Source organism: Vibrio syngnathi (assembly GCF_002119525.1).
GTDB classification, from domain to species: domain Bacteria; phylum Pseudomonadota; class Gammaproteobacteria; order Enterobacterales; family Vibrionaceae; genus Vibrio; species Vibrio syngnathi.
Genome location: NZ_CP017916.1, coordinates 800,786 through 813,475, shown reverse-complemented (window position 1 = coordinate 813,475; position 12,690 = coordinate 800,786). Strand labels below are relative to the sequence as shown.

At 45.3% G+C, this 12,690-nt stretch carries 14 protein-coding genes; 13 read left to right on the top strand and 1 reads right to left on the bottom strand.

Annotated features, from left to right (window positions below):
• Nucleotides 1-16: 16 nt before the first annotated feature.
• Nucleotides 17-406: a hypothetical protein gene (locus K08M4_RS03980; protein ID WP_086048926.1), complete on the bottom strand. Its 390-nt coding sequence runs from the start codon at nt 404-406 to the stop codon at nt 17-19.
• Nucleotides 407-477: 71 nt separating this feature from the next.
• Between K08M4_RS03980 and K08M4_RS03975 the strand changes: the two genes are divergently transcribed.
• The 13 genes from K08M4_RS03975 (at nt 478) to K08M4_RS03915 (ending at nt 12,686) form a co-directional block, all read left to right on the top strand.
• Complete coding sequence (locus K08M4_RS03975) at nt 478-1,284, top strand: beta-ketoacyl synthase chain length factor (RefSeq protein ID WP_198299311.1); 807 nt, start codon at nt 478-480, stop codon at nt 1,282-1,284.
• Entirely contained in the window at nt 1,281-2,051 is a 771-nt protein-coding gene (locus K08M4_RS03970; protein ID WP_086048924.1) for a lysophospholipid acyltransferase family protein, read from the top strand. The genes K08M4_RS03975 and K08M4_RS03970 overlap by 4 nt, the downstream gene beginning before the upstream one ends.
• A 106-nt stretch (nt 2,052-2,157) precedes the next feature.
• Entirely contained in the window at nt 2,158-2,418 is a 261-nt protein-coding gene (locus K08M4_RS03965) for a phosphopantetheine-binding protein (protein ID WP_009848590.1), read from the top strand.
• Nucleotides 2,419-2,428: 10 nt separating this feature from the next.
• The gene (locus tag K08M4_RS03960; RefSeq protein WP_009848591.1) at nt 2,429-2,686 is read left to right on the top strand and encodes an acyl carrier protein; all 258 of its coding nucleotides are present in this window, start codon (nt 2,429-2,431) and stop codon (nt 2,684-2,686) included.
• Complete coding sequence (locus K08M4_RS03955; protein ID WP_086048923.1) at nt 2,686-3,243, top strand: COG4648 family protein; 558 nt, start codon at nt 2,686-2,688, stop codon at nt 3,241-3,243. Before K08M4_RS03960 ends, K08M4_RS03955 begins: the two co-directional genes overlap by 1 nt.
• A 6-nt stretch (nt 3,244-3,249) precedes the next feature.
• Nucleotides 3,250-4,638 (top strand): AMP-binding protein, encoded by a 1,389-nt coding sequence (locus tag K08M4_RS03950; RefSeq protein WP_086048922.1) that lies wholly within the window; start codon nt 3,250-3,252, stop codon nt 4,636-4,638.
• A gap of 87 nt (nt 4,639-4,725) precedes the next feature.
• The gene (locus tag K08M4_RS03945; protein ID WP_086048921.1) at nt 4,726-5,088 is read left to right on the top strand and encodes an ApeI family dehydratase; all 363 of its coding nucleotides are present in this window, start codon (nt 4,726-4,728) and stop codon (nt 5,086-5,088) included.
• On the top strand, nt 5,081-6,907 hold the full coding sequence (locus tag K08M4_RS03940) for a glycosyltransferase family 2 protein (protein WP_086048920.1): 1,827 nt from the start codon (nt 5,081-5,083) through the stop codon (nt 6,905-6,907). Before K08M4_RS03945 ends, K08M4_RS03940 begins: the two co-directional genes overlap by 8 nt.
• Complete coding sequence (locus K08M4_RS03935) at nt 6,885-8,432, top strand: HAL/PAL/TAL family ammonia-lyase (RefSeq protein ID WP_086048919.1); 1,548 nt, start codon at nt 6,885-6,887, stop codon at nt 8,430-8,432. The genes K08M4_RS03940 and K08M4_RS03935 overlap by 23 nt, the downstream gene beginning before the upstream one ends.
• Before the next feature lie 74 nt (nt 8,433-8,506).
• Nucleotides 8,507-9,037, top strand: a complete 531-nt coding sequence (locus tag K08M4_RS03930) for an acyl-CoA thioesterase (RefSeq protein ID WP_086048918.1) — start codon at nt 8,507-8,509, stop codon at nt 9,035-9,037.
• The gene (locus tag K08M4_RS03925; RefSeq protein WP_086048917.1) at nt 9,024-9,722 is read left to right on the top strand and encodes a LolA family protein; all 699 of its coding nucleotides are present in this window, start codon (nt 9,024-9,026) and stop codon (nt 9,720-9,722) included. The genes K08M4_RS03930 and K08M4_RS03925 overlap by 14 nt, the downstream gene beginning before the upstream one ends.
• Nucleotides 9,694-12,066, top strand: a complete 2,373-nt coding sequence (locus K08M4_RS03920) for an MMPL family transporter (RefSeq protein WP_086048916.1) — start codon at nt 9,694-9,696, stop codon at nt 12,064-12,066. Before K08M4_RS03925 ends, K08M4_RS03920 begins: the two co-directional genes overlap by 29 nt.
• Nucleotides 12,063-12,686 (top strand): DUF3261 domain-containing protein, encoded by a 624-nt coding sequence (locus K08M4_RS03915; RefSeq protein ID WP_086048915.1) that lies wholly within the window; start codon nt 12,063-12,065, stop codon nt 12,684-12,686. Before K08M4_RS03920 ends, K08M4_RS03915 begins: the two co-directional genes overlap by 4 nt.
• The last annotated feature ends 4 nt before the right edge of the window (nt 12,687-12,690 follow it).

Genomic DNA, 12,690 nt, shown 5'->3' with positions numbered 1-12,690 from the left:
TTAAAATAATAGAGAGCTACTCAGCAGCCATTTGTGCAAGCTTGCGTTTAATATCAACGTTCAAGTTATTAACCCAACGGTTGTAATTGCGGTGTATTTCACCATCGTCGTACTTCAAATTCTCAGATTCGACGTAAAGAATAGAGTAAAACTTATCATTATATGGAATATCAACCACAGCATGATGTGAACGGACATACAGTTCAGCACGGATTAGGCCTGGTTTGATTTCTGAAACCAACCAACCTCGGTTCTCAGCAGACTCATAAATTGCTGATTTCACCTGTTTACTTTGAAGATTCAAAGCAACTGGAGTATCCTCAACATTCATTACAGGTTGGACACGCCCACAGCCTGCAAGAACGAGTATAAATAACATTGAAACGGCTATTTTTAGTAATTTCATTTAAACTCCTTACCCGTGTTTATTTATAAGCATGCATAGTATTAGTTAGACCCAAAGTAAATCAATACTCTATGTCAAATCAATCCCAATTAATGTCGTTTAATATTGAAAAATGGTCAGCAAATTCGCCAGGCCTCTATTCCTTTGCTGAGTGGCAAACGTGGAGCACTCATTTAGATTGGCCACAAAATGGCTCAACTGAATTTAAAGCCATCCCTCCTATGATGCGCCGCCGAATGAGCCTGCAAAGCAAACTGGCCGTCCAAACCGCATTAACCCTACTAAAAGATACCTCGATTGATTATCTGGTTTTTGCCAGTCGACATGGTGAGCTCCACCGAACAGCCACTTTAATTCAATCAATATTAGAAGGTGACGACGCCTCTCCAATGGCGTTTTCCCAATCAGTACACAACACCGCTGCAGGTCTAACAACGATTGCTGCAAAAGCACCAATTCCACTGACTTCAATAGCGGCAGGGCAAGATACTTTCCACAATGCTCTGATTGAAGCTTATCTTTACCTACATCAGTATCCGTCACATCGTGTACTCGTCATTGACTTCGACCAACCTCTGCCTGACGTATACCGAGAGTACGAAGATCAGCACTATGCTGATTATGCTTTGGGCTTAGTGCTAACCACAGGCAATAACTACTCAGTGTCGAGAGCAATACCTAACAGGCCGATTGTGAGCAAACCAATAGTAAGTAAACCAATAGCCAGCAAATCAATAGCTAACGAAAGCTCAACAACTGATTTGCCACAAGGTCTACAAGCATTACAACATATTCTATTGGGGACTCAGCATTGGACTATTGCAGGTAAACACCAAAATTGGTCGTGGAATAACGCCAAATCAGGAACGCAACAGTGAATAAAGTAGGCCAATATTGGCGAGTATTCGCGACTGGGCTCTGCTTTACCATCTTTGGTTTGGGTGGCTTGGTCTTAAGCTTCTTAATCTTACCTTCTTTTGCACTAACGACTCGCAATATCATTGAAAGAGAACTCAAAGCACAGCGATTGATCCGTTTCTCATTCAATGCATTCTGCCAAATAATGAAGTTCACGGGCGCGATTGATTACCGAATTGATGGCGCCGAATTGCTCCGCGAAGATCGCAACTGCATCATTGTTGCCAATCATCCTAGCTTGATTGACTATGTACTGATCGCCTCTCAATTGCCTCAGTGTGATTGCCTCGTTAAGGCCGCTATTTGGGAAAACCCGTTTATGAAGAGGATTGTCAAAGCAGCGGGATACATACCCAACCAAACTCCTGACGATCTTTTAGAACGCTGTGAAGAACGCTTTTCGCGTGGCAATGTATTGTTAGTTTTCCCCGAAGGAACTCGCACAACGCCAGGAATTGAACCATCCTTACAACGTGGTGCGGCACAAATTGCCACTCGAACACAAACCGACTTACGCGTGATTCATATTACGGTTTCTCCGACATTCTTAACAAAAGAGAAAAAGTGGTATCAAGTTCCTGCCACTAAACCCTTTTTTCATATCGCGGTGAAAGGTAAAATAGACGTCGCACCATTTATTGAGAATTCGAACAACTTAACTTCGGCAGCAAGGCGCCTCAATCAACACCTTGCACAGACTATTTTTCCTTCCGAAGAAAATATTTAGCTCATCAATAAAACAACTGGTGATATCAGCGTTTCGAAAATACATCACATAATGTAGAATCGCCCCCCTTGAAGTAGCATTTAGATAAAGTACTAAGTAGGCCTAAGTGGAAACATTACACAACGAACTAAAACAACTGATCATCGACGCACTGAACCTTGAAGACATGAGCATTGATGAAATTGAGACGGAAGCACCACTTTTTGGTGATGGACTTGGGTTAGATTCTATTGATGCCCTTGAGCTTGGCCTTGCTATCAAGAAAAAGTACAACATTGTTATCGATGCCGACGATTCAAACACTCGCCAGCATTTTGCATCGGTTGAAAACCTAGCTAACTACATCTCATCTAAAACGAACAACTAGACAGATCTTTATGACACAAGCGAACCAACAAGAAGTATTCAACCAGGTTAAAGATGCGCTTATCGAGCTGTTTGAGCTTGATGCTGAAGATATCACTCCAGAAGCACACCTTTATCTCGATCTCGACCTAGACAGCATTGATGCCGTTGATTTGGTCGTTCACTTACAGAACGTCACGGGTAAGAAGATCAAACCTGAAGAGTTCAAAGCAGTACGCACCGTTAATGACGTTGTGGAGTCTGTGGTTGAACTATTGAAGGACGCATAATGCGTCCTCTGCTGACTTTATTGTCGGCAATCATACTTTTCACTTATCCAATAGCGGTTTACTTTGGACTCAACAAGTTTGGCCTACAAACCGTTGGTATCGTCTTAGCCGCTATTTTTGCTGTCCGCATTTTCACAGGTGGTCAGGCTAAAATCAAAGAGCTAAAACACCTAGCTTGGATCAGCGGAAGTGCGGGGATTGTTCTGTTGGCATTAGGGTTAACCTTCAAACAGCACGGCTGGCTAACTTATTATCCCGTCATCGTTAACGTTTGTATGCTGGTTGTGTTCGCTTCAAGCCTATGGCAACCGCAAACGATTATCGAGCGGCTTGCTCGACTCCAAGAGCCCGAACTTCCGCAAAGTGGCGTTGATTACACACGAAAAGTCACCAAGGTTTGGTGTTTTTTCTTTGTTATCAATGGCTCTATCGCACTTTATACCTGCTTCCAACCTCTTGAAATATGGACCCTATACAATGGCTTACTCAGCTACTTGTTTGCAGGGTTACTTTTTGCAGGAGAGTGGGTAGTAAGACAGCGCATTCGTCAGAGTTAAATTGTTATGACCCAAACCGTATCTTATATCTCGTTATCTGAACTCCTCAGTCAAAACCGAGCTCCTGAATCTATTGTCTGCTTCGGCGACAATAGCGAGATGACATGGCAAACATTCAACCTCAATTTATCTAAACTCGTACACCTTTTATCTTCATCCCCTTTTCAACGAGTTGCGATTTGCACCCAAGACAGCTACCTATTTTCGGTGGCCTTTTTAGCGTGCGCAGTCAGCAACAAGCACATCATTTTACCGGGCAACTATCAACCGTGTGCGCTTGCCGAGCTGAGTAAGCATTTTGATTGCCTGTTAGTCGATGATGCGATTGGCAAAGTAGAAGTAAACGAGGTTTGCAACGTCCAGGCATTGTTGGACTCAAACATAGAAACATCCACTCTTCTAGCAAATGACCAAACGACCATTGATTTAGCCGCTACCCCATTGACCTTGTTTACTTCAGGCTCAAGCGGTACACCCAAAGCAATCCATAAGACCTTAGAACATCTAGATATTGAAATCGCTCAGCTAGATAAAAACTGGGGTACCTTGCTTAGAGACAACCAAGTCCACAGCACGGTCTCACACCAACATATCTATGGTCTGTTGTTTCGAATCTTATGGCCGCTTTGTTCTGGCGTTCCATTTTCTCGACACAATCTCGAATACCCGGAACAGATACTGTCTCACGCTAACAAACAGAGCGTGCTGATCAGCAGCCCTGCGCTACTCAAACGATTAAAACACGAGACAAAGTCTACGCATCTAGCGGGAGTGTTCTCTTCTGGTGGCCCTTTACCAACAGAATCTGCTCACCAAGCCCTCAACTTGTTAGGGCATTTGCCAATCGAGGTTTTTGGTAGTACTGAAACCGGCGGTATCGCATTTCGTCAGCAAGAAAGCGTTCAAACGCCTTGGCAGCTTTTTGACTGTATTGAGGCCAGTCTCAATAGTGAGAATTGCATTAAGTTATTGTCGCCTTACATCGACAGAAACAACTGGTATCAAACCGCCGATGAGTGCGAAATGGTCTCGGGTAGTCAATTCATATTGAAAGGCCGAACCGACCGAGTGATCAAGATTGAAGAAAAACGAGTATCACTGGTTGAAGTTGAAAAGCGACTGGAGCAACTGCCTTGGATAAGCGAGTGTGTAGTCATTTCCTTTGAAGAACCTGAGCGCTTAATTTTAGCGTCGGTTTTGGTATTATCTGATGAAGGCCAAGCTAGCCTCGCCACCATGAGTAAAGGCAAATTCTGGTTGATGCTACGTTCAGAGTTGAGAAAGTGGTTAGAGCCAATCGCCATCCCAAGAAAGTATCGTGTTGTTGATGAGATTCCGCTCAACAGCCAAGGTAAGCGGTTAACCTCTCACATAGAGCAGCTCGTAAAATCATAAAAATCACTGGTCGCATTTTATACTGAGATTATCTTTTATATTTTTGTCAGAACACCCATTTCAGCCCAAGGATTCTAAGCACACGCTATGGATAAGAGAAAACCAAACGTCATTGCTGTTAATACGGTAGAGAAAGAATCGACTTTGACACTCCATGTTACTGGCGATATCACCGACTTTCAGGGGCACTTCAAGAGCTTCCCTATTCTTCCGGGCGTGACACAAATTGATTGGGCACTTCACTATGCTGTCGAAGAGCTGAACGTTCCTGGTTACTTTAAAGGCATGGAGGTCATCAAATTCCAAGAGCCTATCCTGCCAGATTCTACCATTCAGTTATCACTTAAATGGGAAGCCGACAAAGATAAATTAAGCTTCAGTTACACCTCGAATAACGGTGAGCAGACCCACTCTTCAGGAAAAATGAAGCTGGGAGAGAAAAGTGAATAGCGCTGAGGCGGTTTCTCAACACGCACTTGAAGAAAGCAACTACAAGGCTTGCTTCCTAATTCCGTGCTTTAACCACGGCGCAACCATGCCCGAGGTCGTCTCACCACTCCTCAAATTCGAACTACCGATTATTATCGTTGATGATGGCAGTGAACTCGCGACCAAACAGTTTCTGGCCCCACTAACAGATAATCCAAGTGTGACTTTGGTAACACTGGAGCATAACCAAGGCAAAGGCGGCGCAGTAAAAGCTGGCATAACACGAGCGCAAGAGCTCGGTTTTAGTCATGCCATTCAGATTGATGCTGATGGTCAACATGACCTAGACGCCCTACCCGCATTGATCCAAGCGTCACAAACTAAGCCCCAACGCCTGATCTCAGGTCAGCCTGTCTATGACGACAGCGTGCCTAAGGCAAGGCTCTACGGACGCTACGCGACACATATCTGGGTATGGATAGAAACCCTTTCTTTATCAATTAAAGACAGCATGTGTGGCTTTAGAGCGTATCCAATCGATAAGACGCAAACCGTACTGAATAAATACGATGTCGGTTCGAGAATGGACTTCGATATTGAGATTCTGGTTCGCCTGTATTGGGAAGGCTGCGATATCGACTTCGTTGAAACGCGTGTTATCTACCCAGAAAATGGGATCTCTCATTTCGATGCACTGTGGGACAACGTAAAAATCAGCTGGATGCACACGCGACTGTTCTTCGGCATGCTGCCAAGAGCGCCAAAACTGATCGCGCGTCATTTCAAGTCGGACTCAGCGAAGAATTTATCGGCTGAAAATAGCCAAGGTTCCTCGGCAGATTCAAGACAGGTAAATTCCGAACAAATAGGTCCAGAACAACCCCATTGGTCACGTACTCAAGAACGCGGCACTGTGCTGGGAATCAAACTGTTATTGGCCGTTTATACTTTGTTAGGCCGAGGCGTATTTAATCTAATTTTGCGCGGTGTGATGCGTTACTACCATTTGACAGGCAAGCGCGCGCGAAACGCCTCTGAACAATACCTATTCCAGCTTAAGGCTTACGCAGAGCAACAGAATATTGAGCTACCGACTGAACTCACCAGTTACAATCACCTGCTTTCGTTTGGTCACACCATGCTAGACAAGTTGGCGGCATGGAAAGGGGATTTTTCGGTCGATAACCTGAGCATTCATGGTCAAGAACAATTTGAGAGCATGGTGGCAAACCAACAAGGTGTGCTGATTCTGGGTTCTCACCTTGGCAATATCGAATTGTGCCGCGCTTTAGGTCGCAGACACTCAAACATCAAAATCAATGCATTGGTTTTCACCGAGCACGCTGAGCGTTTCAATTCAGTGATGAAAGCGGTCAACCCGCAGTCTGACTTAAACTTGATTCAAGTGACCTCGATGGGGCCTGATACGGCTATCTTGTTACAACAGAAGTTGGAGCAAGGCGAATGGATCGTGATTGTCGGCGATAGAACTTCCACCAGCAAAGAGAGCCGTTCAGTATGGGCTGAGTTCTTGGGTAAGGAAGCACCCTTCCCTCAAGGGCCATTTATGTTAGCCTCTGTTCTCAAAGCGCCAGTATTCTTACTGTTTGGCCTACGAGATGACTCACAAACTAAGCCGCATTTTAATGTCTATTTTGAGCATTTTAGCGACAAGATAGAGCTACCAAGAAAGACTCGCGAACAATCTTTACAGCAAGTCGTGCAGAAATACGCAGACCGACTTCAGCACTACACACTGAAAGCACCGCTTCAGTGGTACAACTTTTTTAACTTTTGGACATTGAGCAACCAGCACCATGACGAAAAAAAATCCAAATAGCATCACTTTTGGTGCCGAACGCCTCACGATTGAGGATGTTGTCGCTATTTCACAAGGCGCAAAAGCCTCGATGAACTCAAGTAATGAGTTCACATCTAAGATCGACCGCGGTGTCGCTTTTTTAGAACGTCTATTAAAAGAAGAAGGCGTGATCTATGGCGTAACCACTGGCTACGGTGATTCATGTACCGTTGCGATTCCGCCGAACCTAGTTGACGAACTCCCTCTGCATCTAACGCGCTTTCACGGCTGTGGTTTAGGTGAAATCCTATCTCATGAGCAAGCTCGTGCTGTATTAGCGACGCGTCTTTGTTCATTGTCACAAGGTGTGTCTGGTGTGACTCACGATCTTCTCAATCAGATCGTCACTCTGATCAACCAAGATATCTCACCGCGTATTCCTCAAGAAGGCTCTGTCGGTGCTAGTGGCGATCTAACGCCTCTCTCTTATTTGGCTGCAGCACTGATCGGTGAGCGTGATGTTATCTACAAAGGTGAAGTTCGCCCCACCAGTGATGTTTATAAAGAGCTAAGCATTAACCCTATCAAGCTTAAGCCAAAAGAAGGCTTGGCCTTGATGAATGGCACTTCGGTAATGACAGCATTAGCTTGTATCGCCTACAAACGTGCGGAATACCTAGCTCAGCTATCAACAAAAATTACAGCAATGGTGTCTGTAGGGATGCAGGGCAACGACTTCCACTTCGACGAAGCACTGTTCGCAGTGAAACCTCACCCAGGCCAACAACAAATTGCAGCATGGCTACGTGATGACCTGCAAGCGGATCGTCCACCTCGCAACAGTGACCGTCTGCAAGATCGTTACTCATTGCGTTGTGCTCCGCACGTTATCGGTGTGGTTCAAGACTCTCTACCTTGGCTACGCCAAATGATCGAAAACGAGCTCAACAGCGCTAACGACAACCCAATTATCGATGGCGACAATGAGCGAGTACTGCATGGTGGACACTTCTACGGTGGCCATATCGCAATGGCGATGGATACGCTAAAAACAGCGGTAGCTAACCTTGCAGATCTGCTTGATCGTCAAATGGCGCAGTTGATGGATTACAAATTCAACAACGGCTTGCCATTCAACCTAACCGGTGCAGAAGGCGAACGTAAACCGATTAACCACGGCTTCAAAGCGGTACAGATCGGCGTTTCAGCATGGACAGCAGAAGCATTGAAACACACCATGCCAGCAAGCGTGTTCTCTCGTTCAACCGAGTGTCACAACCAAGATAAAGTAAGCATGGGTACCATTTCGGCTCGTGACTGCTTACGTGTGCTTGAATTGACTGAACAAGTCGCGGCTGCATCACTTCTGGCGGGCACACAAGCGCTTGAGCTTCGTAAACGCCACAATGAGCTTGATGAGCACCACATGAGTGAAAACCTAAAGCACATTCGAGACGAAGTACTCAAAGAGTTTGAATTTATCGTAGAAGATCGACCACTTGAAGGCGATCTACGCCACTTCATTGATCGTATTCAAAGTCAGCACTGGTCACTTTACTCATAGAGTAGCTAACCTCATAGAGTAGCCAACGTCATAAAGTTGGCTAACCCTTAACGCAATATTGTTGAGAGCGATTTATGTCTGAAATCCTTCATCCATTACAATCAGAGGTGACACTTATCACCTCATTCCAAGATGCCGATCCGATGGGCGTGATCTATCACGGTAATTACTTCCGATTTTTTGAAGAAGTAAGGCGCATCATGATGGATAAGATTGAGTACAACTATCATGAGATGAAGGATTCAGGCTACATGTGGCCGATCATCGACACACGTGTAAAGTACATCAAAGCAATACCGTTTAATCATCAGATCAAGGTATCCGCTAAGTTAACTGAATGGGAAAACCGCTTGCGTGTTGACTACGAAATTCACGATGCCAATACAGGTGCTCGTATGACACGCGCCCACACCATGCAGGTTGCAGTAACCATTGAAGAGCAAGAGATGTGTTTTGCTTCGCCGAAAGTGTTTACCGATAAAGTCGAGCACTGGCACCAATTTGGCTGCTTACCTCGATCAACTGAGCAGCAATCAAGCGACCAACAATCCGAACAATCTCAAGTATCTAACACACTGCAGCAGGTGAAACATGAGTCTGTTTAAACGCAGTCGCAAACACATCAGCATCGCACTAATAGGGCTCGCTTCTATGATGGCGAGTGGCTTTGTTATTGCTAATGAAAGTACAGCTAGGGTTGGCTCTATTTTAGATCTGCAAACAGTATTAAGTGCAAACAACATAGTGCGTGGGGAGTTCATTCAAACACGCAATATGGAAATGTTCGCTCAGCCTTTAACATCACAAGGTACTTTCCTGTTAGACAAGTCGAATGGGTTGCTTTGGACACAAACGACACCCTTCCCTGTGAGCTTGGTGCTAACCGACAACAAACTGAGCCAAAGGTTTGCTGATCAACCAGCCAAGATCATCACCGACCAAGAAAACCCGATGGCGTTTTATTTCAGCCATATATTCTTATCGGTGTTCCACGGTGATACTCAAAAACTCCAAGAGCAGTTCTCACTGTCATTTGAACCAGCGAACGAGCTAAACTCAGATGAAAGTGCAGACGCAAGTTCAGATGAGACACGATGGACACTGACCCTAAAGCCCAAAAGTGCACCGATGAACGCGGTGTTTGAAGCCATCACGCTTCAAGGTGAAAATGATATTGAACGCATTGAGTTGAAAGAGATACGCGGAGACAGCACGGTGATCGAATTTAGCCAATTAAGCCATCAACCAGAAGTTTTATCAGATGCCGAAGCACAACAATTTCAACTCTAAGCTTGCCCTTGTCTGGCTAGTTGTCGTAGTGCTATTTAGCGGATTGTTAATCAAACAATTCGCTTTTTCTTCATCGGTACCTATTGAAAGCAATATCATGAAATTGCTGCCTGAAAACCAGCAAGACCCAATGGTAGAGCAAGCCTTTCAGCAGATATCTAGCTCGATGAGTGAGCAACTGGTGTTTATCATAAGCGCCACAGACATTGAACAAGCCGTTGCCGCGACTGACTCTTTTGAAAAAAAACTCAACCAAAGAGCTTTCTCAAGTCAAGCCCCTCTTTTTAAGCAAGTGCAGGGCAAAATCAACGCCAGCACTCAAAGCCAATGGAGCGATTTCTATTTTCGTCACCGAGCTCAACTGCTGACCCAACAGCAAAAAGAGACGCTGACACAGTCGCCAGATTCGCGAGCTCAATATGTCATTCAGTCTCTGTACAATCCTTTCTCAGGCGTCACTGCTGCAGAGCTATCTCTCGACCCATTCCTGCTGTTTCGCGACTACATCAGTGCTGTTGGCGTTCAATCAAGTAACTTTGTCCTGAAAGAAGGGTACCTCACAGCTCAATCGAATGACCAAACTCATGTTTTGGTGACGGCGACTTTGGCAGGCTCACCTTACAGCTTGGCGATTCAAGAACAACTTCCGGGTCTTGATGCACTGGAGCGTGAGATTGAGAAACAGTTTGGCGCCAAAGTGCAGCATACTGGTGTGGTGTTCTACGCCAATTACGGTACCGAAAGCGCGAAATCAGAAATCAGCACCATTGGCTTAGGCTCATTAGCCGGTGTTATTTTACTGGTGTGGCTGACATTTCGTAGTGCCTTACCACTTGCCTTATCCTTGCTTTCAATCAGTACTGGGTTGTTGGTTGCCCTTGCAAGCACCGTAGCTATCTTCGGCAAGGTTCACCTATTTAGTTTGGTGTTCGGTGCCAGCTTAATTGGCGTATCCATCGACTACTCTTTCCATTACCTAACCGATCGTTTGGCGGCTGGTAATCAATGGCAAAGCGACAAAGGGTTGAAACATATTATCGTTGCGATCACATTGGGTCTGATCACCAGCTTGATTGGCTACCTAGGTCTGTTGGTGGCACCTTTCCCCGGTTTACAGCAACTTGCTCTTTTTTCGTCCATTGGACTGATCGCAGCTTACGCCAGTGTGGTGTGTTGGTATCCGGTTTTAGCGGCAAAACCAAGTCAAGAACGACCTCTTCCCTTATCGAAGCTTTGGCATACTTGGTTAAGCCTCTGGAGCAACCAAAAATTTAGAATTGGCTTACCATTAATAGTGACTGTCGTTAGTTTGATATCACTCAGCCAAATTCGCTACGACGACGATATTCGTCAACTTCAAGCGATGCCTGATCAACTCAAACAGCAAGAACAAGCCATTACTGAGATATCAGGATTAGGCAGTGGTCAAAATATGCTGCTGGTGACCGCCAAGAGCGACCAAAAACTGCTAAAAAAACTGGCAGAGATCACCACGAGCTTAGATTCTTTAGTCAATAGCCAAGGTATCTCTGGATATCGCAGCATCAATCAACAATTGTTAAGCAAACAACAACAGCATGATAACTATCAATTGGTTGAACAACTCTATAGCCAGCAAAGCCATATCTTACAGAACACGCTTGGTTGGCCTAGCTTTCCAGAGCTACCTAAGTTCGAGGCAATCACGGTATCTGGATTTTTAGAATCACCAGTGTCAGAACCTGTTCGACCACTTTGGTTAAAGCCGATCGATGGGCAAGCCGCGTCGGTCATTTTGATCAAAGATGTCACAGATTCAGAACAGTTCTCTCAATGGCTCGATTCAAGCTTTGCTCAGCAACAAGGTGTTAAATACCTTAATAAAGCCGATGAAATCTCCGCTCTCTTTACGGAATACAGAGTCAAGATCACCAAGCTATTATTGATTGCTTTGGCCGCTATTGGGATGGTGTTAGGTTGGCGCTACGGTGTAAAGCAAAGCCTGTTAATGCTGTTGCCATCGTTAATTGCCGGAGTCGCTGGTTTAGCGATCACGGGCATTTTAGGCTCAACGTTAAACCTGTTTAATCTGCTGGGCTTGATTCTGATTTTAGGGATTGGTATCGACTATACCTTGTTCTTTGCTGAGCAGAAGAAATCCCTGAGTACGTTATTGGCGATTACCCTATCGGGTCTCACGACATTGCTTTCATTTGGCCTTCTGTCACTGAGTCAAACTCATGCCATTCATAGCTTCGGTGTTACCGTGTTAACCGGTATTTTCGTCGCATGGTTGCTTTCACCACTTGCAATCAACAACCAACAAGCAGCGGAAAAATCAAACTCTCGAGAGGCTTTTAGATGAACAAAACAATCAAGGCAGCGCTAGCCGTTGGATTGAGCTTATTACTCAGCGCTTGTTCGATGGTGTCTCAACAGCCTACAGGTGCAAGTGTCGCAATCGACAAAGACACCGAGCTAGCCTTGCCGCTGCCTGCTGAACTGGGATACTCATTTGCGGCGAGCCAACTGATCAGCGCAACATGGCAAGACGATACACAGCAACTGCCTGTTCAAGTCGAAGTCACACCAGATAAAGTCGTGTTAGCGGGCTTTTCCTCTTGGGGAACGCGCATCTTATCGCTGCAATACCAAAACCAAGCCATTGAGACTCAAGTTCTGTCCGGTCTTGGCGCAACCCTGCCGCAACCTGAGCAGGTGTTATTTAATTTAATGCTGACTCTATGGCCAATTGAAGCATGGGCTCAGCCTCTGCAAGGCATCGGTTGGCATTTGGTCGATACAGACAACAGCCGCACCGTGTTTGATGAAAACCAACAGGCAATCATTGAAATTGATTACCAAGCAGAGCCCGGAGCACACAAAACCACGGGCAATATTGTTTTCAAGCATTTGATTCAAGGCTACACCATCACCATTCAAACGTTGAACTCAACGATTGTCGATAACCCAAGTAAGAGCTGAACAT

What these genes read in the sequence shown, in the direction of transcription:
- K08M4_RS03955 (WP_086048923.1), top strand. Translation starts at nt 2,686, where the DNA reads ATGCGTCCTCTGCTGACTTTATTGTCGGCAATCATACTTTTCACTTAT.
- K08M4_RS03915 (WP_086048915.1), top strand. Translation starts at nt 12,063, where the DNA reads ATGAACAAAACAATCAAGGCAGCGCTAGCCGTTGGATTGAGCTTATTA.
- K08M4_RS03935 (WP_086048919.1), top strand. Translation starts at nt 6,885, where the DNA reads ATGACGAAAAAAAATCCAAATAGCATCACTTTTGGTGCCGAACGCCTC.
- K08M4_RS03980 (WP_086048926.1), bottom strand. Translation starts at nt 406, where the DNA reads ATGAAATTACTAAAAATAGCCGTTTCAATGTTATTTATACTCGTTCTT.
- K08M4_RS03960 (WP_009848591.1), top strand. Translation starts at nt 2,429, where the DNA reads ATGACACAAGCGAACCAACAAGAAGTATTCAACCAGGTTAAAGATGCG.
- K08M4_RS03925 (WP_086048917.1), top strand. Translation starts at nt 9,024, where the DNA reads ATGAGTCTGTTTAAACGCAGTCGCAAACACATCAGCATCGCACTAATA.
- K08M4_RS03950 (WP_086048922.1), top strand. Translation starts at nt 3,250, where the DNA reads ATGACCCAAACCGTATCTTATATCTCGTTATCTGAACTCCTCAGTCAA.
- K08M4_RS03945 (WP_086048921.1), top strand. Translation starts at nt 4,726, where the DNA reads ATGGATAAGAGAAAACCAAACGTCATTGCTGTTAATACGGTAGAGAAA.
- K08M4_RS03975 (WP_198299311.1), top strand. Translation starts at nt 478, where the DNA reads ATGTCAAATCAATCCCAATTAATGTCGTTTAATATTGAAAAATGGTCA.
- K08M4_RS03920 (WP_086048916.1), top strand. Translation starts at nt 9,694, where the DNA reads ATGCCGAAGCACAACAATTTCAACTCTAAGCTTGCCCTTGTCTGGCTA.
- K08M4_RS03930 (WP_086048918.1), top strand. Translation starts at nt 8,507, where the DNA reads ATGTCTGAAATCCTTCATCCATTACAATCAGAGGTGACACTTATCACC.